Below are 26,394 nucleotides of genomic sequence, written 5' to 3' on the forward strand. Positions count from 1 at the left end.
GTGAAAAAAGAATGACTTTTTGCTTGTCATGTAACGGAATTCTATGTTACCACTAGTGACGCAAACAATTTCGTACCATATTACGTAAGCACAACATTAAAAAAGAATATGAATTTCAACGCCCGCATTAACGCACTGATTGTCCTGATTATCGTGGTCATTATTGATTCCGCGCGGGGGCTGGTGGGCGAAAAATAAAACACCAAATTCAAAAAAACCCCCGCACTGAAAAGTCCGGGGGTTTTTTTCAACTTAAACGCTGAAAATCAGCGAAAAAATAAACACTGACTTAGTCAGGCAGACAGAAAAATAAAGAGCTCAGCCGCGAGCTGGCAGGAAGAATGGGAGCGCACATGACGTGCACAACAACACAACATTGCTACTTAGGTAGCCAAGGAGGCTTACGATGACAGGTGCTGAATTAGTCGTAGCCGCATTAAAACAACAAGGCATTAAAACCGTATTCGGCTATCCGGGCGGTGCAATCATGCCAATTTATGACGCGCTGTATGACGGTGGCGTCGAGCACATCCTCTGCCGCCACGAGCAAGGCGCAGCCATGGCCGCTATCGGTATGGCCCGTGCAACTCAGGACGTCGCAGTCTGTATGGCGACATCCGGCCCCGGCGCCACTAACCTTGTAACTGGTTTGGCCGATGCTTTTATGGACTCGATCCCAATGGTGGCAATCACGGGTCAGGTAGCCAGTTCCCACATCGGAACAGACGCTTTCCAGGAAATGGACGTGATTGGCATGTCGCTATCCTGTACCAAGCACAGCTACCTAGTGACGGAAATTGACGATCTTGCGCCAACCTTAGCCGAAGCGTTTGAAGTGGCGAAAGCAGGCCGACCGGGGCCAGTGATTGTCGATATCGCTAAAGATGTTCAGCTGGCTCAAGCACCGGTTGACGTTTTGCCTCCATTTACGCCACCAGCGCTTCCCGTTCCTCAAGCAGAAGCCGTTTCTGCCGCTCAAGAGATTCTTTCGCAAAGTACCCGCCCAGTTTTCTATGTCGGTGGTGGTGTACAACTGGGTAAAGCTACAGACGCCGTTCGCGAATTCCTACGTTTAAACCCAATGCCTTCGGTCAGCACCCTGAAAGGCTTAGGTACTATCGAGCGTCACGATCCACATTACCTTGGCATGCTGGGTATGCACGGCACCAAAGCCGCGAACCTAGTCGTTCAGGAATGTGATTTGCTGATTGCCGTTGGCGCACGATTCGATGACCGAGTCACAGGTAAGCTGGAAACGTTCGCCCCTCATGCTCGTGTTATCCATATCGATATCGATGCTGCTGAGATCAACAAGCTGCGTCACGCCCATGCGCCACTGCGTGGTGATATCAATTCCCTTCTTCCTCAGCTCGAACTGACTCAGGACATCACGCCATGGGTCAAGCACAGCGAAAGTCTGCGTAGTGGCTTTAAGTGGCGCTACGACCACCCGGGCGATCTGATTTTTGCTCCGGGTATGCTCAAGCAGTTGTCCGACATGATGCCTGATAGCTCAATGGTCTCAACCGATGTCGGGCAGCACCAGATGTGGGCAGCGCAACATATTCAGCCACGTGACCCACAGAACTTCATCACATCGGCTGGCTTAGGCACCATGGGCTTTGGCCTTCCTGCCGCTATGGGTGCCGCGGTCGCACGTCCGGATGATCAGTCTATCCTTATTACAGGTGACGGCTCTTTCATGATGAACGTTCAGGAGCTGGGCACGCTAAAACGTCGCCAGATTCCGGTCAAAATCGTTCTATTGAACAACCAACGCTTAGGCATGGTACGTCAGTGGCAGTCGCTGTTCTTTGATGGTCGCCACAGTGAAACCATTCTGGATGACAACCCAGATTTCATCACCTTAGCGAAAGCGTTTGATATTCCTGGAAAAACGATCACAAGAAAAGAAGAAGTTGAGCCAGCGATTCAGGAAATGCTGGATAGTGAAACCTCGTACTTGTTACACGTTTTGATCGACGAAGAAGAAAACGTATGGCCACTGGTACCGCCGGGTGCTTCTAACAATGACATGCTGGAGAACACTTAAGATGGAAAGATATCTAATCGACATTAAAGCAGACGACAAACCTGTACTGCTGGAGCGTGTTCTTCGTGTGGTTCGCCATCGTGGTTTCATTGTTAGGCAAGTTGCAGGCACACAGAACCATGAGAGCAAGATTGCCAGTGTCGAGATCATCGTCGACAGTGATCGTCCGATCTCCTTTCTGACCAATCAGATTGAAAAGCTCTGGGATGTGCGCACGGTTGAGGTAACACAAATCGCCAGTGACGAGCTACCGAATAACAACCTACAACAAAAAATTTGTGCATAAAGGAAGGCAATAATGGCTACTACAACAGCGGATTACATTTGGTTTAATGGCAAGCTGGTACCGTGGAAAGAAGCGAATGTTCACGTACTGACTCATGCGATGCACTACGGTACTTCAGTATTTGAAGGCGTGCGCTGCTACAACACGCCCAAAGGACCAATTATCTTCCGCCATCGTGAGCATGCGAAGCGACTGAAAGATTCAGCCAAAATCTACCGTTTCCCTATCCCTTACTCTGTGGATGAAATCATGGAAGCGACGCGCGAAACACTGCGCGAGAACAAACTCGATAGCGCTTACATTCGCCCGCTCGGTTTTGTCGGCAATGTTGGCCTCGGTGTGTGTCCACCGCAGGGCACTGAAATGGACCTAATCATCGCCGCTTTCCCATGGGGCTCTTACCTAGGTGAAGAAGCCTTGGAAAAAGGGGTCGATGCGATGATTTCCAGCTGGAACCGCGCGGCGCCAAACACCATTCCAACCGCAGCGAAAGCTGGCGGTAACTACCTGTCTTCATTGCTGGTTGGCGGCGAAGCACGTCGTCATGGCTACGATGAAGGTATTGCATTAAGCGTTGACGGTTACTTATCTGAAGGCGCAGGTGAGAACATCTTTGTGATTAAAGGTGGTGTGATCACCACGCCACCAGCAACCAGCGCCATCCTACCGGGCATTACTCGTGATTCGATCATGACTATCGCTCGTGACAAAGGTTACCAAGTACGCGAAGCAAACATTGCTCGCGAAGCACTTTACCTAGCAGACGAAGTGTTTATGACAGGTACTGCAGCAGAGGTCGTTCCTGTTGCAACCATAGATAAAATTGACGTAGGCAGCGGTAAACGCGGCCCTATCACCAAAGAGCTGCAAGAAGCTTACTTTGGGCTATTCAACGGCACCACTGAAGATAAGTGGGGCTGGTTAGATTACGTTTACCCAGCAGACGCGGCAAAATAAAGGAAGTAGTAAGATGCCTAAATACAGATCAGCAACCACCACTCACGGTCGTAACATGGCGGGTGCTCGTGCACTGTGGCGTGCAACTGGCGTAAAAGATGAAGATTTTGGTAAGCCAATCATCGCAGTCGTGAACTCATTCACTCAGTTTGTACCGGGCCACGTTCACCTTAAAGACATGGGCCAACTGGTCGCCGGTGAAATCGAGAAAGCAGGCGGTATCGCCAAAGAATTCAACACCATCGCGGTCGACGATGGTATCGCAATGGGCCACGGTGGTATGCTCTACTCACTGCCATCGCGTGAGCTTATCGCAGACTCGGTCGAATACATGGTGAATGCTCACTGTGCTGATGCCATGGTGTGTATCTCCAACTGTGACAAAATCACTCCGGGAATGCTAATGGCGTCAATGCGCCTAAACATCCCAGTGATCTTTGTATCTGGCGGCCCGATGGAAGCGGGTAAAACCAAGCTGTCTGATCAACTGATCAAACTCGACTTGGTTGATGCGATGATCCAAGGTGCTGACCCGAAAGTCTCTGACGAGCAGAGCGAGCAAATTGAACGTAGCGCCTGTCCGACATGTGGTTCATGTTCAGGTATGTTCACAGCGAACTCAATGAACTGTCTGACTGAAGCATTAGGTCTGTCTCAGCCAGGTAACGGTTCGATGCTAGCAACACACGCTGACCGCGAAGAACTATTTATCAACGCTGGTAAACGTATCGTTGAACTGACACGTCGTTACTACGAGCAAGATGACGAATCAGCGCTGCCACGCAATATCGCTACTTTTGATGCATTCGAAAACGCAATGGCTCTGGATATCGCGATGGGCGGCTCAACCAACACCATTCTCCACCTGCTTGCGGCAGCACAAGAAGGCGAAGTGGATTTCGATATGGAAGATATCGACCGCCTGTCTCGCCAAGTACCTCACCTATGTAAAGTGGCACCATCTACTCAGAAATATCACATGGAAGACGTACACCGCGCGGGTGGTGTGATGGCTATCCTCGGCGAGCTGGACCGCGCAGGTTTGCTGCACAATGATGCACGCACCGTACTCGGCCTTTCAATGAAAGAGCAGCTAGCGCAATACGACATCATCCAGACCGAAGATGAAGAAGTACTCAAGTTCTTCCGTGCAGGTCCTGCCGGTATTCGTACCACCAAAGCGTTCTCACAAGATTGTCGCTGGGATCGCCTTGATGACGACCGAGCAGAAGGTTGTATCCGCACCAAAGAAAACGCCTTCAGCCAAGAAGGTGGCCTAGCTGTTCTATCAGGTAATATCGCTCTTGATGGTTGTATTGTGAAGACGGCTGGCGTTGATGAAAGCATCCACAAATTCACTGGTCCTGCTGTAGTGTTTGAAAGCCAGGAAGACGCGGTTGAAGGCATCTTAGGCGGCAAAGTCAAAGCAGGCGATGTAGTAGTAATCCGCTATGAAGGTCCTAAAGGGGGCCCGGGTATGCAGGAAATGCTTTACCCAACCACTTACCTGAAGTCAATGGGGCTTGGTAAAGAGTGTGCTCTGCTGACGGATGGTCGCTTCTCTGGCGGTACGTCTGGCCTGTCCATTGGTCACGCTTCACCTGAAGCGGCGAATGGTGGCGCGATTGGTCTGGTAAAACAGGGCGATATGATCGCGATTGATATTCCAAACCGCTCTATTTCTCTAGAAGTCTCAGAGCAGGAACTTGCTGAGCGCCGTGCAAAACAAGACGAACTGGGATGGAAGCCAGTCGATCGTCAACGTGAAGTTTCTTTTGCACTCAAAGCGTACGCAAGTATGGCAACCAGTGCTGACAAAGGGGCAGTACGAGATAAATCTAAGCTAGAGGACTAGCTTATGTCTGATTCTCTCTTTTCAGGGAAAGCTCATCAGACTGGCGCAGATTATCTGCGCCATATCTTAAGAGCTCCGGTTTATGAAGCAGCAACGGTAACGCCTCTGCAGGAGATGCCACGCTTGAGTGAACGAATTGGCAACAAGGTGCAAATCAAGCGCGAAGACCGCCAGCCTGTTCATTCGTTCAAACTGCGCGGCGCCTACAATATGGTGGCCAGTTTGTCTGAAGCGCAGAAAGCCGCTGGCGTGATTGCCGCCTCAGCGGGTAACCATGCTCAAGGCATGGCGCTTTCTGGTACTAAGCTTGGTATCAAAACCACGATTGTGATGCCAAAAACCACACCTGACATTAAGGTCGAGGCGGTGCGTGGTTTTGGTGGTCACGTGGTGCTGCACGGCAATAACTTTGATGAAGCCAAAGCCGAAGCCGAGCGTTTATCTGAACAACATGGCTATACGTTTGTGCCACCTTTTGATCACCCATTAGTGATCGCGGGGCAAGGCACTATAGGTATGGAGATGCTGCAACAAAATGGCCATCTCGATCATATCTTCGTCCCAGTTGGTGGCGGTGGTTTAGCAGCGGGTGTGGCAGTGTTGGTCAAACAGCTGATGCCAGAAATCAAAGTCATCGCGGTTGAGCCTGAAGATTCTGCGTGTCTTAAAGCCGCGCTAGATGCTGGTGAGCCGGTCGTGCTCGACCAGGTCAGCATGTTTGCTGACGGTGTTGCGGTAAAGCGCATCGGTGAAGAGACCTTCCGCTTGTGTCAAAAGTACCTCGATGGACACATTACCGTTTCCAGCGATGAGATTTGCGCTGCAGTCAAAGACATCTTTGAAGATACGCGTGCTATCGCAGAGCCTTCTGGCGCGCTAGCGTTAGCAGGGTTGAAGAAATACGCCGAGCAAAACCAGCTTAAGAACAGCAACCTCGGTACTGTTCTGTCTGGTGCTAATACGAACTTCCACGGTCTGCGTTACGTCTCTGAGCGTTGTGAACTGGGTGAAAAACGTGAAGGCCTGCTGGCGGTCACGATTCCAGAACGCCAAGGCGCATTCTTTGAGTTCTGTAACTTAATTGGCGGCCGAGCGGTCACTGAGTTCAACTACCGCTACAACGATGATGATCTGGCCAACATTTTTGTTGGTGTCCGTCTACAAGGTGGGCAGGAAGAGCTGGAACACATCATTCACGATCTGCGTGAAGGTGGTTACCCTGTGGTCGACTTGTCAGACGACGAAATGGCAAAACTGCACATTCGTTACATGATTGGTGGTAAACCATCGAAGCAGTTGAAAGAACGCCTATACAGCTTTGAATTCCCAGAATACCCAGGTGCATTGCTGAAATTCCTCAGCACATTAGGCACCCATTGGAACATCAGTCTGTTCAACTATCGCAATCATGGTGCCGACTACGGTCGAGTATTGTGTGGTTTTGAACTGGATGAAGCCGATTTATCGCGCTTTTCCGCCCATTTGCGAGAGCTGGGCTATCAATGCAAAGACGAAACCGACAACCCGTCGTATAAGTTTTTCCTTTCTTAATCATCAAAAAGCCAGTCACATGACTGGCTTTTTCTTTACGACCCAAAGCGACTTTCCGCAATGCACTGTATGCATGTATATAATGCTAAAGTTTCATTTTAGTCATAGTGACTTTCAGTCTACACTCAATATCAGTTTTTAAATGTTTGCTACCGCGTAGTGGAGACCATCTATGTTTAACGCACTGATTCTAAACCAAGAAGAAAAACGCACCATCGCCTCTGTAGAACAAATCGACGAAGCACAATTGCCACAAGGCGAGGTACTGATCGATGTCGATTACTCATCACTCAACTACAAAGATGGTCTGGCGATCACTGGCAAAGGTAAGATCATCCGCAACTTCCCTATGGTGCCGGGCATCGATATGGCAGGTACCGTTGCTCACTCAGATGATGAACGTTACCAAGTCGGCGATAAAGTCGTATTAACTGGCTGGGGTGTGGGTGAGAATCACTGGGGTGGTATGGCTCAACGCGCGCGCCTAAAAGCTGACTGGTTGGTACCACTGCCAAAAGGGATCGACAGCAAAAAGGCCATGATGGTTGGCACCGCTGGCTTTACTGCCATGCTGTGTGTTCAAGCGCTGATCGACGCTGGTGTCAAACCTGAGTCGGGTGAAATTCTGGTGACTGGTGCCAGTGGTGGTGTGGGGTCAGTAGCGGTAACGCTATTGGCAACGCTCGGCTACAAAGTGGCCGCGGTGACAGGCCGTATTGAACAAAATGGTCCTCTCTTAGAAAAGCTGGGCGCAAGCCGCATCATTGATCGTGTCGAGTTTGAAGAACCCGCACGTCCACTGGAAAAACAAGTTTGGGCTGGCGCCGTTGATACCGTGGGCAGCAAGGTCCTAGCTAAAGTACTGGCGCAAATGGATTACAACAGCGCAGTAGCCGCTTGTGGTCTGGCGGGTGGCTTTGACCTACCGACCACAGTGATGCCTTTTATCCTGCGTAATGTTCGCCTGCAAGGCGTAGACTCAGTGATGTGCCCAACAGAGAAGCGTATCGCTGCTTGGGAAAAGCTGGTTGAGCTACTACCTGACAGCTACTTTGAGCAAGCCTGTACTGAAGTGGCTCTTGCCGATGCACCAAAATACGCAGAAGACATTACCAACGGCCAAGTAACAGGTCGCGTTGTGATTAAGCTGTAATTCTAAGATTCAAAATAAAAGAGCCAGCATTGCTGGCTCTTTTTGTATCAATAGAAATAATGTTAATCCAATCCCATGTCTGCGATACGTTTGGCAATCAAACGACTACACTCTTCTCTCACCACAGATCGCAGCCATTCCTGCGCCGGTGAGTGCTCGCAACGTGCATGCCAGATCATCGAATAATCAAACGGCGTGAACTGGAATGGTAAAGGCTTAACTGCCAAGTCATAACGCTCTGCAACCAGATAAGCTAAATCCGCTGGCACCGTAATGATCAGCGGCATGGTATCCACAATGGCTAGTGCCGCTTCCAAATGATAAGCCCGCAGTACCATTTTTCGCTTGGGCTGGTCCACTAACGCCTGTTCAATTAAGGCTTTGACACCATCACTGATAGCGATCATCGCATGTGGATAGGTAAGGTAGTCCTTCAAACTGAGTGACGTATTAGCCAACGGGTGCTGTTTAGATAAAAGACATAAAACCCCTACACGACCAAGAATTTCACTACGCAGTGGCTTCACTGGACCAATGGGTCGGCATATGGCTAAATCCGCCCCCTCATACGTCAACTGATCAGCTAATCGGTCATGTTGTAGCGGCAGAAAGTTAATCGACACATTAGGCGCTTCCTGATAAATACGCGGCAAAGCAAAGGGCAGAATAGTCTGCATCGCATAGTCTGTGGTGGCGATATTAAAGGTATTCTCAAAGCTTTGCGGTTCAGTTTGAATCGGAGACAGCACCTGACGCAGCGACTCCAGTGGCTCTCCCAGTGCTTTGTCGACCTCGAGCGCTTTTTCGGTTGGAATCAGATGCTGACCCTGACGCGTAAACAAGGGGTCACCCAGCATGTCACGCAGCCGACCTAACACTCGGCTCATCGCTGACTGGCTGAGATTAAGCCGATGTGCCGCCTTACTGACACTGCACTCTTCGATTAAAACTCGCAACGCCACCAGCAAATTCAGATCACGGCGATAGATGTCTTCTAATTCCACAAATAGCCACTTAAAATGAAGGGTATATTTATTGAATTGTACTCTTTAGATAAAAAAAATCCCGCCTTTCAGCGGGGAAGCCCAAGAAAAATGGGGATAGTGTCGGAATGTAATTGAGCGTAGTTACAATTGAGAATGGTTGTTGGAAGTTCAACCATCAATTTTCTTGCTCTTCAGATGCGCTCGGCCAGCGATGCATCTCGAGCCAAATCCCTACAACCGTCGCAACCATGCCGAGCAAAGGCATAAACGACGATTCTGCTGGTGTACGTAAAACAAGTGCGCAAAAAGAAATAAAGCACAGCACGGAATAGATTGTTAGACGATCTAAAGCTGTCAACATAAGCGCTCCTTGTTTTAAATGTTACCAACTTGTTAACTAAGTTAAAACAATTTGATCGCTTTGCCAAGGGGTTATTGAATATTTTTTCTTCACCAGTATTATCTACCCCCTATTGAGGTAACCAAAGATATGACCATGACAATCAATTCAGAACAGGCGACCCAAACTTTAGAGGCAGAAGGACTGCGCTGCCCAGAGCCCGTGATGATGGTCAGGAAGACAATCCGTAACATGCAAGAGGGTGAGATTCTGCTGGTAAAAGCCGATGATCCATCCACCACACGCGACATTCCGAGCTTCTGCCGCTTTATGGATCACCAGCTGATTGCAGCTCAAACCGAAGAGCTGCCTTACCAGTACCTGATCAAGAAAGGAATGGAATAGCGTTAACGCTAAGCTAATAGAAATGAAAAACGGCTGCCTGGGGCAGCCGTTTGTTTATTCGTCATATTCAATGGTATGGACTTCCGATTGTAATTTTCTCAGCTGTTTTTGCATTGCCCGCATTTCTTCGTGCATTGGGATAATGTGCGCGACTCGAATCCAGGCTTCAACCGTCAACGCGGTCAACACAAATGAACCTGCAACAATCGGTAGCCACATGTCGGTCAGTACCATTGCCAGTAAACACAGTACCAAGCCGAAAGTGAATAGATAACTCTGACTTTTTGGGGTCATCCCCATATAACGTGTAAGCATAATATTGCCCTCTCGCTATACTCTAGGTGTTTGAAGAATAAACAGAATTTTTCTCACCTTGAGTAACATCATTCACACCGTTAAGTTAGCATGACAAGTATGACACGAATATGTCAGCGATCACGCCCTTACACGAATTTAGCATAGAGTTTGATCTATCGCATTTCTCCACCAGATATCCGCTTTTTATCGCACGTTAGCGACCGTTTTACAAAAACGCAGCGCCAACCGCCAGAGCGATAAATAGCAGAGCCGTCACCTTACGGATCAGGTTGAGCGGCATTTTGTCGGCCGACAATTTACCAATCAAAACCACAGGAACATTGGCTGCCAGCATACCCAGCGTAGTACCGATAATCACCAACGTCAGCGCATCGGCAAACTGAGCCCCTAAGATAGAGGTAGCAATCTGGGTTTTATCACCAATTTCAGCGATAAAGAACGCAATAAAACTGGCAACAAACGGTCCTCGGTTGGAAATTTCATCGTCATCATCCAGCTTATCTGGGATCAGCACCCAACCCGCCATAGCGAGAAAACTTGCCACCACGACCCACTTAAGCACCTCTGGTAATAAATAGTCGGCCACAACCACACCTAACCAAGCCGCAAGGGCGTGATTGGCAATAGTAGCGAAGAAAATAGCGGCGATAATCGGTATCGGTTTTCGATAACGACTGGCCAACAGTAAAGACAATAGCTGGGTTTTGTCACCAATTTCGGCTAAAGCGACAGTGGTAATTGAAATAGCTAAAACGCTCACGACATGCTCATTGAGGCAGGGATAATTATTTTAAACCTAAGACAAACCTCGTGCCCCACCCCGGTTCACGATGTTTATCTAAGGTCTTGCTAAACCCATCAGGCGATGAGTCTCGAGCGCCATGGTGATTGTGCACCAATTATGTTGACGAACGAACCAAACAATCAGGCTGATTGTGTTGGTAAGCTACTCCCCAAAGATGGACGCAATTCTAGCCAGCTCTATGTCATTTCTCAAGTAACAAAGTGGTCAAAAACTTCCTTTTAGGAAAATTTGGACGAATAAGCCATTAAAAATCCATTAAAGGAGAATTCTGACTAGGAATTAATCAAGATTAGCCCTACTCCCCTACGCAATATCTGGGTATACTTGATTGTTATTTTCATTATATTAATGTGCTGAAAGTGATAGAAATCGCCATGACTACGGCGAACATTTGATCAATAACAGCAACAGAAGAATCGCGCGAACCTGACTTATGCAAAAATACGATATCAAAACCTTCCAGGGAATGATCCTCGCGCTGCAGGATTATTGGGCTCAAAATGGTTGTACCATTGTTCAACCGCTAGATATGGAAGTGGGTGCGGGTACCTCTCACCCAATGACTTGTCTACGAGCGCTTGGCCCAGAGCCAATGTCTACAGCTTACGTACAACCTTCACGTCGTCCGACCGATGGCCGTTACGGTGAAAACCCTAACCGTCTTCAGCACTACTACCAATTCCAAGTAGCGCTAAAACCATCGCCGGACAATATTCAGGAGCTGTACCTAGGTTCTCTAGAAGTACTTGGTGTCGATCCTCTGGTTCACGACATTCGTTTCGTCGAAGATAACTGGGAAAACCCAACGTTAGGCGCATGGGGCCTAGGCTGGGAAGTGTGGCTAAACGGCATGGAAGTGACTCAGTTTACGTACTTCCAGCAGGTTGGCGGCCTTGAATGTAAACCAGTAACCGGTGAGATCACTTACGGTATCGAGCGTCTCGCTATGTACATCCAAGAAGTAGACTCAGTTTACGATCTCGTCTGGAACATCGCTCCAGACGGCAGCAAAGTCACTTACGGTGACATTTTCCACCAAAACGAAGTGGAGCAGTCAACGTACAACTTCGAGCACGCGGACGTCGATTTCCTATTCACTTTCTTCGACCAATGTGAAAAAGAAACCAAAGAACTGCTTGAGCTTGAGAAGCCACTGCCGCTTCCAGCTTACGAACGCATTCTTAAAGCGGGTCATGCATTCAACATTCTTGATGCACGCAAAGCTATCTCGGTAACAGAACGCCAGCGTTACATCCTTCGTATCCGCAACCTGACTAAATCGGTTGCAGAAGCGTACTACGCATCACGTGAAGCTCTTGGCTTCCCAATGTGTAAGAAAGAAGGCGAGGAGAAGTAATCATGGCAAAAGAATTTCTAATTGAACTGGGTACAGAAGAGCTACCACCAACGCAACTTCGCACCCTAGCGGAAGCGTTCGCAGCTAACTTCGAAGCGGAACTTAAAGGTGCAGACCTAGCACACGAAGGCGTGAAATGGTACGCCGCTCCTCGTCGTCTAGCACTTAAAGTTACTGCATTGGCTGAAGGCCAAGCGGACAAAGTGGTTGAGAAACGTGGACCAGCAGTTTCTGTCGCATTCGATGCGGACGGTAACGCGACGAAAGCCGCTCAAGGTTGGGCGCGTGGTAACGGCATAACTGTTGAACAAGCTGACCGTCTAGTAACAGACAAAGGCGAATGGCTTCTTTTCAAACAAGAAGTGAAAGGCCAAGCAACATCTGAAATCGTTGTCGACCTAGCAGCTAAAGCACTGGGTAACCTACCTATTGCGAAGCCAATGCGTTGGGGTAACAAGACTACTCAGTTTATCCGCCCAGTTAAAACACTGACTATGCTAATGGGCTCTGACCTTATCGAAGGTGAAATCCTTGGCGTTGCATCAGATCGCACTATCCGTGGTCACCGCTTCATGGGTGAACAAGAGTTCACTATCGAATCTGCAGAGCAATACCCAGCGATCCTAGAAGAGCGCGGTAAAGTGATGGCAGATTACGAAGCACGTAAAGCCATCATCCTTGCTGACTCGCAAAAAGCAGCGGCTGCCGTTGGCGGTGTTGCTGATCTAGAAGATGACCTAGTTGAAGAAGTAACGTCTCTGGTTGAATGGCCAGTGGTACTGACTGCGAAGTTCGAAGAAGAGTTCCTAAAGGTGCCTTCTGAAGCGCTGGTTTACACCATGAAAGGTGACCAGAAGTACTTCCCAGTGTATGACGAGAACAAGAAGCTACTGCCAAACTTCATCTTCGTTTCTAACATCGAATCGAAAGAGCCTCGCTACGTCATCGAAGGTAACGAGAAGGTAGTACGTCCACGTCTAGCGGATGCTGAGTTCTTCTTTAACACTGACCGTAAGCGTCCTCTTATCGACCGCCTGCCTGAACTAGAGCAAGCGATCTTCCAGAAGCAGCTTGGTACTATCAAAGACAAGACTGACCGCATCACAGAACTTGCTGGCTACATCGCTGAGCAGATCGATGCTGACGTTGAGAAATCTAAGCGTGCAGGTCTGCTAGCCAAATGTGACCTAATGACATCTATGGTATTCGAATTTACCGATACTCAAGGTGTAATGGGCATGCACTATGCGACTCACGATGGTGAAGACGAGCAAGTTGCACTGGCACTTTACGAGCAGTACATGCCTCGTTTCGCCGGTGACGAACTGCCAAGCACTGGCATCTCATCTGCTGTAGCAATGGCTGACAAGCTAGATACGATCGTTGGTATCTTCGGTATTAGCCAAGCACCTAAGGGGTCTGACCCATTCGCACTTCGTCGTGCATCACTAGGTGTGCTACGTATCATCGTAGAAAACGGCTACAACCTAGACCTAACAGATTTGATTGCTAAGGCAAAATCTCTGTTTGGTGACCGTTTGACCAACGACAACGTAGAAGCTGACGTAATCGACTTTATGCTCGGTCGTTTCCGCGCATGGTACCAAGATGCTGGTTTCAGCGTGGATATCATTCAAGCGGTACTGGCGAATCGTCCAACTAAGCCTGCAGACTTTGACCAACGTGTTAAAGCGGTTTCTCACTTCCGTGAACTGGAAGCGGCAGAAGCACTAGCCGCAGCGAACAAACGTGTAGGTAACATCCTAGCGAAATTCGACGGTGAGCTAGCAGCAGACATCGACCTTGCGCTTCTACAAGAAGACGCAGAGAAAGCACTGGCAGAAAGTGTTGAAGTGATGACAGAAGCGCTAGAGCCAGCGTTCGCAACGGGTAACTACCAACAAGCGCTAAGCAAGCTTGCAGACCTGCGCGAGCCAGTCGATTCATTCTTCGACAACGTCATGGTAATGGCAGATGACGAAGCGCTGAAGAAGAACCGTCTAACGCTACTGAACAACCTGCGCAACCTATTCCTACAGATCGCGGATATTTCACTTCTACAGAAGTAATATCTCGAACAATATAGGTTCTATGAAGCCCAACTCCTCGGAGTTGGGCTTTGTTTTTATCAGTGACGGAATTTTGTGCTTTGCCTCGTAATCACATTAAGGTATGTTCAGGGATTACCCGATTATCCATAGACCACTATGCTCAAGGTGAGTCTTGGAATTACTAGCTTCGACTAGTAACTATTACACTTAAAGCAATCACAATGAATTAGGTATAACTACAAATGCAATTCTCTAAGTTTGGTGAAAAATTCAATCAGTATTCCGGTATCACGCGTTTAATGGATGACTTAAACGACGGCCTGCGCACGCCAGGTGCGATCATGCTCGGAGGTGGTAACCCAGCCGCTATTCCAGCCATGCTCGAATACTTTCGCCAAGCCAGTGAGGAGATGCTCGCCAACGGGGACCTCGTGGCCGCCATGGCCAACTATGATGGCCCGCAAGGCAAAGACGCGTTTGTAAAAGCTCTGGCTAAGCTATTAAAAGACACTTATGGCTGGAACATATCAGAAAAAAACATCAGCCTGACCAACGGCAGTCAGAGCGGCTTCTTTTATCTGTTCAACCTGCTGGCGGGTAAGCAGCCAGATGGCTCGCATAAGAAAATCTTACTGCCTTTAGCGCCTGAATACATTGGCTACGGCGATGCAGGCGTTGATGAAGATATCTTTGTCTCTTACCACCCAGAAATTGAAATGCTCGACAATGGCCTGTTTAAATACCATGTTGACTTCGAACAGCTCAAAGTCGATGACTCGGTTGCCGCCATTTGTGCATCACGCCCAACCAACCCCACCGGTAACGTGCTCACTGATGAAGAAATCCATAAACTGGATAAACTGGCGCGCGAAAATAACATTCCGCTCATCATCGACAATGCCTATGGTCTGCCATTCCCGAATATCATCTTTGAAGATGTTCAGCCGTTCTGGAACGAAAACACCATCCTATGTATGAGCCTGTCTAAACTCGGCCTTCCGGGTGTACGTTGCGGGATTGTGATTGCCAGTGAAGAAGTGACTCAGGCCATGACCAATATGAATGGCATCATCAGTTTGGCTCCTGGGAGCCTTGGCCCAGCATTAGGCCATCATATGATTAAGAATGATGACCTGCTGAACCTCAGCACCAATGTTATCAAGCCGTTTTATAAGCAAAAATCTCAGCGAGCTGTCGAACTGCTGCAAACCGCCATCACTGACTCACGTTTTCGCATTCACAAACCGGAAGGGGCAATCTTCCTATGGCTTTGGTTTGATGAGCTGCCAATCACCACTATGGAGCTTTATCAAAGGCTGAAAGCACGCGGTGTGTTAATCGTGCCAGGCGAGTACTTCTTTATTGGTCAGAAAGATGACTGGGAGCACGCACACCAATGCCTGCGCATGAACTACGTTCAAGAAGACGACATGATGCAGAAAGGCATCAAGATTATTGCTGAAGAAGTCAAGAAAGCGTATCAGGAAGCCTAAATAAACTGCTCCGGTTAGATCAAAAAAGAGCACCTAGATGGTGCTCTTTCACTCTTATTCCCGATCTATTTGGCTAGTTAAAGCCAGTGGTTCCTAATGTGACGGGTTAACCTTCGATTAGGTTCTTACCACCAATCGCAATCTTACGTGGTTGCATCGCCTCTGGAATTTCGCGCTCTAGGTCAATGTGCAGCAGACCATTTTCCATGCTTGCACCGACGACTTTTACATAGTCTGCTAGCTGGAATTTACGCTCGAAGTCGCGCTCTGCGATACCTTGATATACGTATTGCTTCTCTTCTTCTGATTTACGCTCACCCTTAACAATCAGCATGTTTTCTTTTTGAGTAAGGTCTAGCTGCTCTTCAGCAAAACCTGCAACTGCCATAGTAATACGGTAGTTGTTTTCATCTTTTTGCTCGATATTGTATGGAGGGTAACCGCCAGAAGTGTTCTTCGAAGTGTTCGCTTCCATCATGTTGAATAGACGATCGAAGCCGATTGCGTTGCGGTAAAGTGGAGTGAAATCTACAGTTCTCATAATGCTATCCTCATAGTAAGCAATAGTCTTAGCCGTGAGTTTGCGCGGATCTATCTTGTACAGGTCCTTGCCGACTAAGGGATTCATTCACTACTCCTCGGGTTCTGTTAACTCTGGGACCTAGTGTCGAATCAAGTTCAATTGTGTGCCTCTAAAGTCATCCTCTCCTGAGCGATACTTTGTTGGCGGTTAGTGAGGTTCTGTTTCTTCTCTCTTGAGCAAGACAGCCTTCCTCTTCACAACTAGATATGTGGATAACTCAAATTAGTTTCAAGGGATTATTTTCAATTATTTCGCCAAACCAATATTTTTCAATACCTTACAGACACAAAAAAGCACCACCAATAGGCAGTGCTTTAAATACAATGAAGCCATCAATTTAATTGCTTCGAGGCTAAGTTAGTTCGCATTAGTTCAAGTGAGGCGCACGCAGCATACAAGTGTATGTGAGTACGCCGAACGCAGAAATCATGCGAAATAACGACGCATCGTAGTGATTAAACGTCTAGGTTTGCTACTTTCAGCGCATTCTCTTCGATAAAGTTACGACGCGGTTCTACTTGGTCACCCATTAGTGTCGTAAACAGCTGATCTGCACCAACTGCATCTTCAATCGTAACCTGCATCATACGGCGCGTTTCTGGGTCCATTGTCGTTTCCCAAAGCTGCTCTGGGTTCATCTCACCCAGACCTTTGTAGCGCTGTAGGCTTAGGCCACGACGTGACTCTTTGATTAACCAGTTCAGTGCATCAACGAAGCTTGAAACAGGCTGAGTACGTTCACCACGCTTGATGTAGGCGCCTTCTTCAATCAGGCCGTTAAGCGCTTCTGACAGATCGGCCAGCTTACCGTATTCTTTCGAGTTAATCAGATCAATACTCAGTGCATGCTCATGCGTCACACCATGAGTACGTACAACAATCTTAGGTAGGTTTAAACCAAGCTCTGCATGTTGTTCTACTTCAAAGCTGTACTGGCTCGCACCCACTTCTTTAGCATTAAGCTGCTCGACCAGCTGTTTAGTCCACGCTTCAACGGCTGCTGCATCGTGGCACTGCTCAGCGGTCAGACGCGGTGTGTAGATAAGCTCATGAACCAATGCGTGTGGGTAGCGACGGCTCATGCGCTCCACCAGCTTAATACCTGAGTTGTATTGCTTAACAAGGCTTTCTAGTGCTTCACCCGATAGGGCTGGCGCTTCTGCGTTTACGTGCAGAGATGCATTGTCTAATGCTAATGCCACTTGGTATTGGCTCATTGCATCTTCATCTTTGATGTACTGCTCTTGTTTGCCTTTCTTCACTTTGTAAAGTGGTGGCTGAGCGATGTACACGTAACCGCGCTCGATAAGCTCTGGCATTTGACGATAGAAGAAGGTCAATAGTAGTGTACGGATGTGCGAACCATCGACATCCGCATCGGTCATGATGATGATGTTGTGGTAGCGCAGTTTATCTGGGTTGTATTCGTCACGACCGATACCACAGCCAAGTGCGGTGATAAGCGTTGCAACCTCTTGTGAAGAGAGCATCTTATCGAAACGCGCTTTCTCAACGTTAAGGATTTTACCTTTCAGTGGAAGAATCGCTTGGTTCTTACGGTTACGGCCTTGTTTTGCGGAGCCGCCTGCCGAATCACCCTCCACTATGTATAGTTCAGAAAGTGCTGGGTCTTTTTCCTGACAGTCAGCCAGCTTACCTGGCAGACCCGCTAGGTCTAACGCGCCTTTGCGGCGAGTCATTTCACGAGCTTTACGCGCCGCTTCACGAGCACGCGCCGCATCGATAATCTTGCTACAAACCGTCTTGGCTTCCGTTGGGTGCTCAACTAGGAATTCAGATAGCTTTTCACCCATCACAGATTCAACGGCTGACTTCACTTCCGAAGACACTAGCTTATCTTTGGTTTGGCTTGAGAACTTAGGATCCGGCACCTTAACCGAAATAACAGCAGTTAGGCCTTCACGTGCATCATCACCTGAAGTGGCGGTTTTTGCTTTCTTCGAGAAACCTTCTTTGTCCATGAACGAGTTCAGTGTACGTGTTAACGCAGCACGGAAACCCGCTAGGTGCGTACCACCATCGCGTTGAGGGATATTGTTGGTGAAACAGTAGATGTTTTCCTGGAAACCATCGTTCCACTGCATCGCTACTTCAACGGCAATACCATCTTCACGCTCAGCATTGAAGTGGAATACTTTCTCGATGATCGGCGTCTTGTTAGTGTTTAAGTGTTCTACGAATGCTTGAATACCACCTTCGTACATGAAGTGGTCACTCTTGTCTTCTTCACGCTCATCAGCCAGCTTGATCGAGACACCTGAGTTAAGGAACGAAAGTTCGCGCAGACGTTTAGCCAGAATATCGTAATGGAATTCAGTGTTAGAGAAGGTTTCTTCACTAGGCCAGAAACGGATTTCCGTACCCGTTTTGTCCGTTTCACCAATCACAGCAAGTGGCGCTTGCGGCTCACCGTGGTGATAAGTTTGCGTATGGATTTTGCCACCGCGGTGAATGGTCAGAGTCACTTGCTTAGACAGTGCGTTTACTACCGAAACACCTACACCGTGCAGACCACCCGATACTTTGTACGAGTTGTCATCGAACTTACCACCTGCGTGCAGAACCGTCATGATAACTTCTGCTGCCGAAACATTCTCTTCCGGGTGCATTTCGGTCGGGATACCACGACCGTCATCGCGTACCGATACTGAGCAATCCTCATGAATCGTCACGATGATGTCTTTACAGTGACCCGCTAACGCTTCATCAATTGAGTTATCCACCACCTCAAAAACCATGTGGTGTAGACCGGTACCATCGTCCGTGTCGCCGATGTACATCCCCGGACGCTTACGTACTGCATCCAGGCCCTTTAGTACTTTAATACTCGATGAATCGTAATTTTCAGACATGAGTTATCTTCCACTATATATTTTGTTCTATTGTGCCATGTTCCACATGGAACATCCTGCCATTTTCGTCCAACATGTCGGCGATTTGGCTTTCTGTAATAGAACTGACAAAAACTTGCGCCCCCGTCTCCTTCAAGCAGTCTGCTAGACGCTTACGACGTTGACTATCTAATTCAGAGGCAAAGTCATCAATTAAGTAGACACATTGCTTGCCGGTCATCTCAGTGAGGTGTTGACCTTGCGCCACGCGCAGTGCGCACACCATGAGTTTGAGCTGACCTCGTGACAGAACATCCTCAACCGGAGTCCCGTTCACTTTAATTTTTAAATCGGCTTTATTCGGACCACTAAAGGTGTAACCCAGTGCCTGATCCCGTTCAAAGTTGTTCTCAAGAATAGCCTGATAAGGTGTGTCCTTATCCCATCCTCGGTAGTACTTCAGCTGGATCTCAAATTCGGGGAGAAATGTCTGACAGATTTCCGTGGCTTTCTCGGTCATCTGCTCAACATATGTAGCTCGCCACTGGCTGATGTTTTCAGCCAACCTTGCCATCTCCTGATCCCAATACGACAGCTCACGATAGCTGGTGGCCGTTTTTAACAACGCGTTGCGCTGTTTATTCAGACGTTTAAATCGCCCCCAAGCATCATAGAATGCCGACTCAGTGTGAAACACACCCCAGTCGATAAATGCTCGGCGATGTTTTGGGCCGTCCGTCAGTAAATCAAACCCTTCCGGATGGATCAATTGCAGTGGCAGAACCTGCGCCAATTGAGCCAGTTTTTGTCCGGATTGACCGCCTATTTTAACCTCTGTTGAGCCATCACGCTGCTTATTAATGCCAATTGGTAGCTCAAATTGATCCGAGTTCAAAAAACGACCGTGCACAAACAGCTCCTCACAGTCATTTTGGATGACTCGGCCTGTCAGAGAGCTTTTAAAAGAGCGGCCGTGGCCGAGCAAGTAGACCGCTTCCAGAACACTGGTTTTGCCACTGCCGTTCGGACCTATAAGAAAGTTAAAGCCTGCTGATAGTTCAATATCACAGGCTTTAATATTGCGAAACTGCTGAATAATAAGACGTGAAAGCGGCATGCTAGAGTCGAATCGGCATTACCACGTACATAGCGCCGTCGTCATCCACGTTTTCAATCATGGCACTGGCGTTAGCGTCCGACATCGACACGCGTACTTTTTCACAACGCAGAGTATTTAGTACATCCAAGACGTAGCTGACGTTAAAGCCAATCTCGATCGGCTCACCTTCGAAGCTGACATCCAGCATCTCTTCCGCTTCTTCTTGCTCTGGGTTATTGGCGGTAATACGCATTTCCGTATCCGCTAAGTTGACGCGTACCCCACGGAATTTTTCATTCGACAAGATAGCGGCACGCGAAAACGCCTGACGCAGTTCATCACATTCCGCTTCAAGCGTTTTGGTCGTCGTTTGCGGCATCACGCGGCGGTAATCCGGGAAACGGCCATCCACCAGCTTAGAGGTAAAGACAAAGTTGTTCACTTCGGCGCGAACATTGGAGCTACCAATTTGAAGTGTCACAGGCTGCTCAGGCGCATCCAGCAACTTAACCAGCTCCAGCACACCTTTACGTGGCACAATGATTTGCTGCTGAGCAAAATCAGCACCTAGCTGAACCTGAGATACCGCCATACGGTGTCCATCAGTGGCCACACTGCGTAGTGTCGTACCATCAATCTCAAACAACATACCGTTCAGGTAGTAACGCACGTCCTGGTTTGCCATCGAGAATTGGGTTTTCTCAATCAATCCGCGCAACTCGCCTTGAGTCAGCGAGACTTCGACTTCACTCTGCCAATCTTCAATGTTCGGGAAATCGTTAGCAGGTAAGGTAGATAGAGAGAATCGGCTGCGTCCTGAACGAACCTGAACACGGTCGCCTTCTAAAACAAAGGTAATGACAGAGTCATCAGGCAAGCCACGACAGATATCTAAAAATTTACGCGAGGGAACCGTCACACTGCCCGCTTCAAAGTCGCCTTCAAGAGCGACGCGGCTGATAAGCTCGACTTCCAGATCCGTTGCCGTCATCGACAACATGTTGTCTTCAACTTTCAGTAACAGGTTACCCAGAATAGGAAGAGTTGGACGACCACCTAACGCGCCAGACACTTGCTGCAGCGGTTTAAGTAAGTGGTTACGTTCAATGGAAAATTTCATAGTACGCTCTTATCAGAATTCGTTTAGCTTAATACGGTATTATTCTATTTAGTGCTTAGAATACTGTGATTTAAGAAGAAAGGGTACGAATCAGGTTAGAATAATCTTCCTTGATGTCGTGACTCTCTTCGCGCAGTTGTTCAATTTTACGGCAGGCGTGAAGAACCGTGGTATGGTCGCGGCCACCAAAAGCATCGCCGATTTCAGGCAAGCTGTGGTTAGTCAGCTCTTTCGCAAGAGCCATCGCTAGCTGACGCGGACGCGCAACCGAACGCGAGCGGCGCTTAGATAGCAGATCAGCGACTTTAATCTTGTAGTATTCCGCCACCGTCTTTTGAATGTTATCGATAGTGACCAGCTTTTCTTGTAGAGCCAATAAGTCACGCAGTGCTTCACGGACAAAATCGATGGTGATTGGGCGACCGGTAAAGTTGGCATTAGCAATCACGCGGTTTAACGCACCTTCCAGTTCACGTACGTTCGAGCGCAGTCGCTTAGCGATAAAGAACGCCACTTCATCGGCAAGGTGGATTTGGTGATCTTCGGCTTTTTTCATCAAGATCGCGACACGGGTTTCCAATTCAGGCGGCTCGATCGCCACCGTCAATCCCCAACCAAAGCGAGATTTTAAGCGATCTTCTACGCCACTGATCTCTTTTGGATAGCGGTCAGACGTCAAAATGATCTGTTGATTGCCTTCTAAAAGCGCATTGAAGGTATGGAAGAACTCTTCCTGAGAGCGCTCTTTATTGGCGAAGAATTGGATGTCATCGATCAGCAGGGCATCAACACTGCGGTAGTAACGCTTAAACTCTTCTATCGCGTTGTTTTGCAGCGCTTTTACCATGTCCTGAACAAATCGCTCAGAGTGCATGTAAACCACTTTCGCGTTCGGTTTGTTATCCACAATCGCATTGCCCACCGCGTGCAACAAGTGTGTTTTACCTAGGCCCGTGCCGCCGTAGAGGAATAACGGGTTGTACGCTGCACCTGGATTATCAGCCACCTGACGAGCGGCCGCTAAACCGAGTTGGTTTGATTTACCTTCAACGAAGTTGTTGAACTTGTGCTTGATGTTCACATTTGAGCGGTGGTTGATTTCTGCCACCTGCTGTTCATCATCATCCCAGGTTTTATGCACTGGCTTACGCGCTTGGAGCTGAGCCGGTGCTGAAGATTCTGCCGCCACGTCAGCTGGTGTGCGCTTCGGCGCTGGCTTAGGTGCAGAAACAGGGCGACTCCCGACTTCAAAACGTAAGCTCGGGATGTCATTGCCGCAGTATTCCTGCAACAAACGATTAATGCTGTTGAGGTAACGATCGCGAACCCAATCCATTACAAAACGGTTAGGCGCAAATAAAGTGAGAGTATTGTCATTGAGCTCCGCTTGTAACGGACGTACCCACATACTGAATTCTGTAGCTGGTAGCTCTTCTTGAAGCTGCTGCATACATTGCAACCAAAGCGAAGATGACACGGTGCCCCCACTCAAAGTTAATGATCGAAAAAGATTGGTAATTTTACCTGTTGATAACCAAGATCGCCAGCAAATGATCGACGATCCAGTGAATAAGATCTAAGTTATTCACAATATTTACGTCATTATCCGCTAGATCAACACAAGCTGCCCTATTCTTACTCACATAAGGATCCACATTTGCGCTTTTTCTCACAGATCCGTCATCTGGTGATAAGTCTGTGAATCAAGCTTTCGCAAGGTGTGATTTTATTCCAATCTCGTCTTTTTATTTTTTGCTACGTCTTTACTCACACGACTGGCCACCTTTAGTAAGCTATCTTATTCCACAGACGTCTAGGTTATTGCTCTTGGTTATTTATCTAATTAACTAAAGTGACAGTAGTATTTGTGCCCATAAAACTATGGAGTTGTACTATGAAAAACTGGATTAAAGCTGCTGTAGCAGCAATTGCGCTTTCTGCTGCGACGGTTCAAGCCGCGACTGAAGTTAAAGTCGGTATGTCTGGCCGCTACTTCCCATTCACTTTCGTTCAGCAAGACAAGCTGCAAGGCTTCGAAGTGGACCTATGGGATGAAATTGGTAAGCGTAACGATTACAAAGTGGAATACGTTACAGCAAACTTTTCTGGTTTGTTTGGTCTGCTAGAGACAGGTCGTATTGATACGATTTCAAACCAGATCACGATGACGGATGCCCGTAAAGCGAAATACCTTTTTGCTGACCCATACGTTGTTGATGGTGCGCAGATAACTGTTCGCAAAGGAAACGACAGCATCCAAGGTATTAAAGATCTTGAAGGCAAAACGGTGGCGGTTAACCTAGGTTCAAACTTTGAGCAGTTGCTACGCAACTACGACAAAGACGGCAAGATCAACATCAAAACTTACGATACAGGTATCGAACACGATGTGGCACTTGGTCGTGCAGACGCGTTTGTTATGGACCGTTTATCAGCACTTGAGCTGATCAAAAAAACTGGTCTACCGCTGCAACTTGCTGGCGAACCATTTGAGACGATTCAAAACGCTTGGCCTTTTGTTGACAATGACAACGGCAAAAAGCTTCAGGCTGAAGTGAATAAAGCACTGGCTGAAATGCGTGCTGACGGTACACTAGAGAAAATTTCTCAGAAGTGGTTTGGTGCTGATATCACTAAATAACCACTGTTGAGTATTGCTCGTCCGGTTGAGTCACTCAATCGGATTTGCTCTTAACCCACTGCTTTCCTTCCTTTGCAGTGGGTTTTGCTTTTTGTATAGAAGCTTATTTTTAACTGGGATACGTTATGGGATTCGATTTTAATTACATGCTGAACCTGATGCCGATACTGCTCAAGTATCTGGGCACCACCATGGAAATGGCGACATGGGGTTTAGTATTTTCACTGATTTTGGCCGTCATTTTAGCGAATATCCGTGTATTTCGCGTTCCCGTTCTTGATCAGTTAAGCCAGCTGTACATCAGCTTCTTCCGTGGTACACCACTGTTGGTTCAGCTGTTTCTGCTTTACTACGGCTTACCGCAGATTTTTCCGTTCCTAGTCGGTCTGGATGCATTCAGCGCCGCAGTGATTGGTTTGACTCTGCACTTTGCCGCTTACATGGCGGAGAGTATCCGCGCCGCGATCATTGGTATCGATCGTAGCCAAATGGAAGCCAGCCTGTCAGTGGGTATGACAACGACACAAGCGATGCGCCGAGTGATCTTGCCGCAGGCAACGCGTGTGGCGCTGCCGTCATTGATGAACTACTTCATTGATATGATCAAATCGACCTCACTGGCGTTTACGCTAGGTGTGGCAGAAATCATGGCAAAAGCGCAAATGGAAGCGTCATCGAGCTTCCGCTTTTTCGAAGCCTTCCTTGCCGTCGCGCTGATTTACTGGGGCGTTGTAGTGATACTGACTCGCGTACAAATCTGGGCAGAAGCTAAGTTGAATAAGGCATACGTAAGATGATCAAGTTAGATAACATTCACAAACGCTTTGGTGAGACAGAAGTCCTTAAAGGCATCGATCTCGATATCAAACAGGGCGAGATTATTGTCATTATCGGCTCTAGCGGTACGGGTAAGTCCACCCTGCTACGCACGGTCAATTTTCTAGAAAATGCCGACAAAGGCGTCATCACCATTGATGATGTCAGTGTGGATACTGAAAAGCACACCAAAGCGGAAGTATTAGCTCTGCGTCGTAAGACAGGGTTTGTTTTCCAGAACTATGCCTTGTTTGCCCATATGACCGCCCGTCAGAATATTGCTGAAGGCCTCATCACCGTTCGCGGCTGGAAAAAAGACCAAGCATTGGCACGCGCTCAGCAGATTCTTGACGACATTGGCCTTGGCGATAAAGGAGACAGTTATCCAGCGGCGCTGTCTGGTGGCCAGCAGCAGCGTGTGGGTATCGGACGAGCGATGGCACTGCAACCCGAATTATTGCTGTTTGACGAACCGACCTCAGCACTGGACCCAGAGTGGGTGGGCGAAGTTCTTCAATTAATGAAGGAGTTAGCGACTAAACACCAAACCATGCTGGTGGTCACACACGAAATGCAGTTCGCCCGAGAAGTGGCGGATCGCGTGATCTTTATGGCGGAAGGCAATATCGTTGAGCAAGGCTCTCCACAGGATATCTTTAATAATCCACAGGATCCTCGTTTACAGAGATTCCTTCGCCAAGTAGGAGCTGAGTAAAGATCACCAAAGAAGATCGCTTGATCCTTGAGATTTTGCTCACACTACGTATAATCGCCCGGCCGGAATTTAGCAGTTGCTCAATGATTGACACTTTGTGTGACTGTGATTACAATTCCGCCTCTTTGTTGAGAGGCGTCGGTTTGTCCTCTTTATATATAAAGAAGACCAAATGGCCCACGCCGGGTTAACTAAGAACCTAAAACTACTGATCAGTAAAGGTAATTATCATGAAACGCACTTTTCAACCTTCAGTTCTAAAGCGCAAGCGTACTCACGGTTTCCGTGCACGTATGGCTACTAAGAACGGTCGTGCAACAATCAATGCACGTCGTGCAAAAGGCCGTAAGCGTCTTTCTAAGTAATCTTCGATTATTTTGAAAACGTACGCGTTCGATCGGGAGTTACGTTTGTTAACTCCCGAGCATTATCAAAATGTCTTCCAGCAAGCTCATCGAGCTGGCTCACCACATTTCACCATCATTGCTCGCAATAACAACCTATCTCACCCTCGATTAGGTTTAGCCGTTCCCAAAAAACAGATTAAAACCGCTGTTGGTCGTAATCGTTTTAAACGCCTTGCTCGTGAAAGCTTTCGTAACAATCAACATCAACTTGCTCACAAAGATTTTGTTGTGATTGCCAAGAAAAGCGCCCAAGATCTGAGCAATGAAGAAATGTTCAAACTGTTTGATAAATTATGGCAGCGCCTGTCTCGCCCTTCGCGTGGGTAGCAATCGGATTCGTCCGTCTTTATCAAGGTCTCATTAGTCCGCTTATCGGACCACGCTGTCGTTTTACTCCAACCTGCTCCACATACGCCATAGAAGCACTAAAAGCTCACGGTTTTGTAAAAGGGTGTTGGTTATCAAGCAAACGTCTATTAAAATGCCACCCTTTGAATGAGGGCGGTTTTGATCCCGTTCCACCAGTCCAGAAACAAGACAGAGATAAATAA

25 protein-coding genes are annotated in these 26,394 nt (G+C 48.0%); 16 read left to right on the forward strand and 9 right to left on the reverse strand.

Going from position 1 to position 26,394, the window contains the following annotated elements; all coding sequences use genetic code 11:
* Positions 1-406: 406 nt before the first annotated feature.
* The 6 genes from ilvG (at position 407) to F0265_RS23200 (ending at position 7,855) form a co-directional block, all read left to right on the forward strand.
* Positions 407-2,053 (forward strand): acetolactate synthase 2 catalytic subunit, encoded by a 1,647-nt coding sequence (gene ilvG, locus F0265_RS23175; protein WP_171750501.1) that lies wholly within the window; start codon positions 407-409, stop codon positions 2,051-2,053.
* A gap of 1 nt (position 2,054) precedes the next feature.
* Entirely contained in the window at positions 2,055-2,339 is a 285-nt protein-coding gene (gene ilvM, locus F0265_RS23180; protein ID WP_006957495.1) for an acetolactate synthase 2 small subunit, read from the forward strand.
* 12 nt (positions 2,340-2,351) lie between these two features.
* Positions 2,352-3,296 (forward strand): branched-chain-amino-acid transaminase, encoded by a 945-nt coding sequence (gene ilvE, locus F0265_RS23185; protein WP_171750502.1) that lies wholly within the window; start codon positions 2,352-2,354, stop codon positions 3,294-3,296.
* Between the two features lie 13 nt (positions 3,297-3,309).
* Positions 3,310-5,151: a dihydroxy-acid dehydratase gene (gene ilvD, locus F0265_RS23190; RefSeq protein WP_038163830.1), complete on the forward strand. Its 1,842-nt coding sequence runs from the start codon at positions 3,310-3,312 to the stop codon at positions 5,149-5,151.
* Positions 5,152-5,154: 3 nt separating this feature from the next.
* Positions 5,155-6,702 (forward strand): threonine ammonia-lyase, biosynthetic, encoded by a 1,548-nt coding sequence (ilvA, locus tag F0265_RS23195; RefSeq protein WP_171750503.1) that lies wholly within the window; start codon positions 5,155-5,157, stop codon positions 6,700-6,702.
* A gap of 172 nt (positions 6,703-6,874) precedes the next feature.
* Complete coding sequence (locus F0265_RS23200; RefSeq protein ID WP_171750504.1) at positions 6,875-7,855, forward strand: MDR family oxidoreductase; 981 nt, start codon at positions 6,875-6,877, stop codon at positions 7,853-7,855.
* A gap of 62 nt (positions 7,856-7,917) precedes the next feature.
* Here the strand turns inward: F0265_RS23200 and F0265_RS23205 are convergent, their stop codons facing one another.
* Together F0265_RS23205 and F0265_RS23210 are read right to left on the reverse strand one after the other, a co-directional pair.
* Positions 7,918-8,859 carry a LysR substrate-binding domain-containing protein gene (locus tag F0265_RS23205; protein ID WP_171750505.1) on the reverse strand — a complete coding sequence of 314 codons (942 nt, stop codon included), beginning with the start codon at positions 8,857-8,859 and terminating at the stop codon, positions 7,918-7,920.
* A gap of 157 nt (positions 8,860-9,016) precedes the next feature.
* Complete coding sequence (locus F0265_RS23210) at positions 9,017-9,202, reverse strand: hypothetical protein (RefSeq protein WP_006957487.1); 186 nt, start codon at positions 9,200-9,202, stop codon at positions 9,017-9,019.
* Positions 9,203-9,337: 135 nt separating this feature from the next.
* Between F0265_RS23210 and tusA the strand changes: the two genes are divergently transcribed.
* Positions 9,338-9,586, forward strand: a complete 249-nt coding sequence (gene tusA / locus F0265_RS23215) for a sulfurtransferase TusA (RefSeq protein ID WP_043009580.1) — start codon at positions 9,338-9,340, stop codon at positions 9,584-9,586.
* A gap of 54 nt (positions 9,587-9,640) precedes the next feature.
* Here the strand turns inward: tusA and F0265_RS23220 are convergent, their stop codons facing one another.
* Positions 9,641-9,901 (reverse strand): hypothetical protein, encoded by a 261-nt coding sequence (locus F0265_RS23220; RefSeq protein ID WP_006957484.1) that lies wholly within the window; start codon positions 9,899-9,901, stop codon positions 9,641-9,643.
* Between the two features lie 208 nt (positions 9,902-10,109).
* A complete protein-coding gene (locus F0265_RS23225; RefSeq protein ID WP_171750506.1) occupies positions 10,110-10,664 on the reverse strand; it encodes a TMEM165/GDT1 family protein in 555 nt (184 codons plus the stop codon).
* Positions 10,665-11,142: 478 nt separating this feature from the next.
* Here F0265_RS23225 and glyQ point away from each other — a divergent pair, with 478 nt between their 5' ends.
* From glyQ to F0265_RS23240, 3 genes are all read left to right on the forward strand, one after another.
* Positions 11,143-12,066, forward strand: a complete 924-nt coding sequence (gene glyQ, locus F0265_RS23230; protein ID WP_006957480.1) for a glycine--tRNA ligase subunit alpha — start codon at positions 11,143-11,145, stop codon at positions 12,064-12,066.
* A gap of 2 nt (positions 12,067-12,068) precedes the next feature.
* On the forward strand, positions 12,069-14,135 hold the full coding sequence (gene glyS / locus F0265_RS23235) for a glycine--tRNA ligase subunit beta (protein ID WP_171750507.1): 2,067 nt from the start codon (positions 12,069-12,071) through the stop codon (positions 14,133-14,135).
* Positions 14,136-14,359: 224 nt separating this feature from the next.
* Positions 14,360-15,610 (forward strand): valine--pyruvate transaminase, encoded by a 1,251-nt coding sequence (locus F0265_RS23240; RefSeq protein ID WP_171750508.1) that lies wholly within the window; start codon positions 14,360-14,362, stop codon positions 15,608-15,610.
* Between the two features lie 106 nt (positions 15,611-15,716).
* On the opposite strand, the gene F0265_RS23245 is transcribed toward F0265_RS23240, so the two are convergent.
* The 5 genes from F0265_RS23245 to dnaA all read right to left on the reverse strand — a co-directional run bounded on the left by F0265_RS23245 (position 15,717) and on the right by dnaA (position 22,741).
* Positions 15,717-16,151 (reverse strand): Hsp20 family protein, encoded by a 435-nt coding sequence (locus tag F0265_RS23245; protein WP_019273978.1) that lies wholly within the window; start codon positions 16,149-16,151, stop codon positions 15,717-15,719.
* Positions 16,152-16,648: 497 nt separating this feature from the next.
* Positions 16,649-19,066: a DNA topoisomerase (ATP-hydrolyzing) subunit B gene (gene gyrB / locus F0265_RS23250; protein WP_171750509.1), complete on the reverse strand. Its 2,418-nt coding sequence runs from the start codon at positions 19,064-19,066 to the stop codon at positions 16,649-16,651.
* A 13-nt stretch (positions 19,067-19,079) separates the two neighbouring features.
* On the reverse strand, positions 19,080-20,162 hold the full coding sequence (gene recF / locus F0265_RS23255) for a DNA replication/repair protein RecF (RefSeq protein WP_019273976.1): 1,083 nt from the start codon (positions 20,160-20,162) through the stop codon (positions 19,080-19,082).
* A 1-nt stretch (position 20,163) separates the two neighbouring features.
* On the reverse strand, positions 20,164-21,264 hold the full coding sequence (dnaN, locus tag F0265_RS23260) for a DNA polymerase III subunit beta (RefSeq protein ID WP_043009586.1): 1,101 nt from the start codon (positions 21,262-21,264) through the stop codon (positions 20,164-20,166).
* A 70-nt stretch (positions 21,265-21,334) separates the two neighbouring features.
* Positions 21,335-22,741, reverse strand: a complete 1,407-nt coding sequence (dnaA, locus tag F0265_RS23265) for a chromosomal replication initiator protein DnaA (RefSeq protein ID WP_029235934.1) — start codon at positions 22,739-22,741, stop codon at positions 21,335-21,337.
* A 417-nt stretch (positions 22,742-23,158) separates the two neighbouring features.
* Between dnaA and F0265_RS23270 the strand changes: the two genes are divergently transcribed.
* From F0265_RS23270 to yidD, 6 genes are all read left to right on the forward strand, one after another.
* Positions 23,159-23,905, forward strand: coding sequence for an amino acid ABC transporter substrate-binding protein (locus F0265_RS23270; RefSeq protein ID WP_006957464.1), 747 nt, complete (start codon positions 23,159-23,161; stop codon positions 23,903-23,905).
* Between the two features lie 125 nt (positions 23,906-24,030).
* The gene (locus tag F0265_RS23275) at positions 24,031-24,702 is read left to right on the forward strand and encodes an amino acid ABC transporter permease (protein ID WP_006957462.1); all 672 of its coding nucleotides are present in this window, start codon (positions 24,031-24,033) and stop codon (positions 24,700-24,702) included.
* Positions 24,699-25,436, forward strand: a complete 738-nt coding sequence (locus tag F0265_RS23280) for an amino acid ABC transporter ATP-binding protein (protein ID WP_006957460.1) — start codon at positions 24,699-24,701, stop codon at positions 25,434-25,436. Before F0265_RS23275 ends, F0265_RS23280 begins: the two co-directional genes overlap by 4 nt.
* A gap of 230 nt (positions 25,437-25,666) precedes the next feature.
* Entirely contained in the window at positions 25,667-25,801 is a 135-nt protein-coding gene (gene rpmH, locus F0265_RS23285) for a 50S ribosomal protein L34 (RefSeq protein ID WP_004411068.1), read from the forward strand.
* Between the two features lie 45 nt (positions 25,802-25,846).
* On the forward strand, positions 25,847-26,170 hold the full coding sequence (gene rnpA / locus F0265_RS23290) for a ribonuclease P protein component (protein ID WP_006957457.1): 324 nt from the start codon (positions 25,847-25,849) through the stop codon (positions 26,168-26,170).
* Complete coding sequence (gene yidD, locus F0265_RS23295) at positions 26,137-26,394, forward strand: membrane protein insertion efficiency factor YidD (RefSeq protein WP_080555897.1); 258 nt, start codon at positions 26,137-26,139, stop codon at positions 26,392-26,394. Before rnpA ends, yidD begins: the two co-directional genes overlap by 34 nt.

The organism is Vibrio sp. RE88 (genome assembly GCF_013113835.1).
Classification (GTDB): Bacteria; Pseudomonadota; Gammaproteobacteria; order Enterobacterales; family Vibrionaceae; genus Vibrio.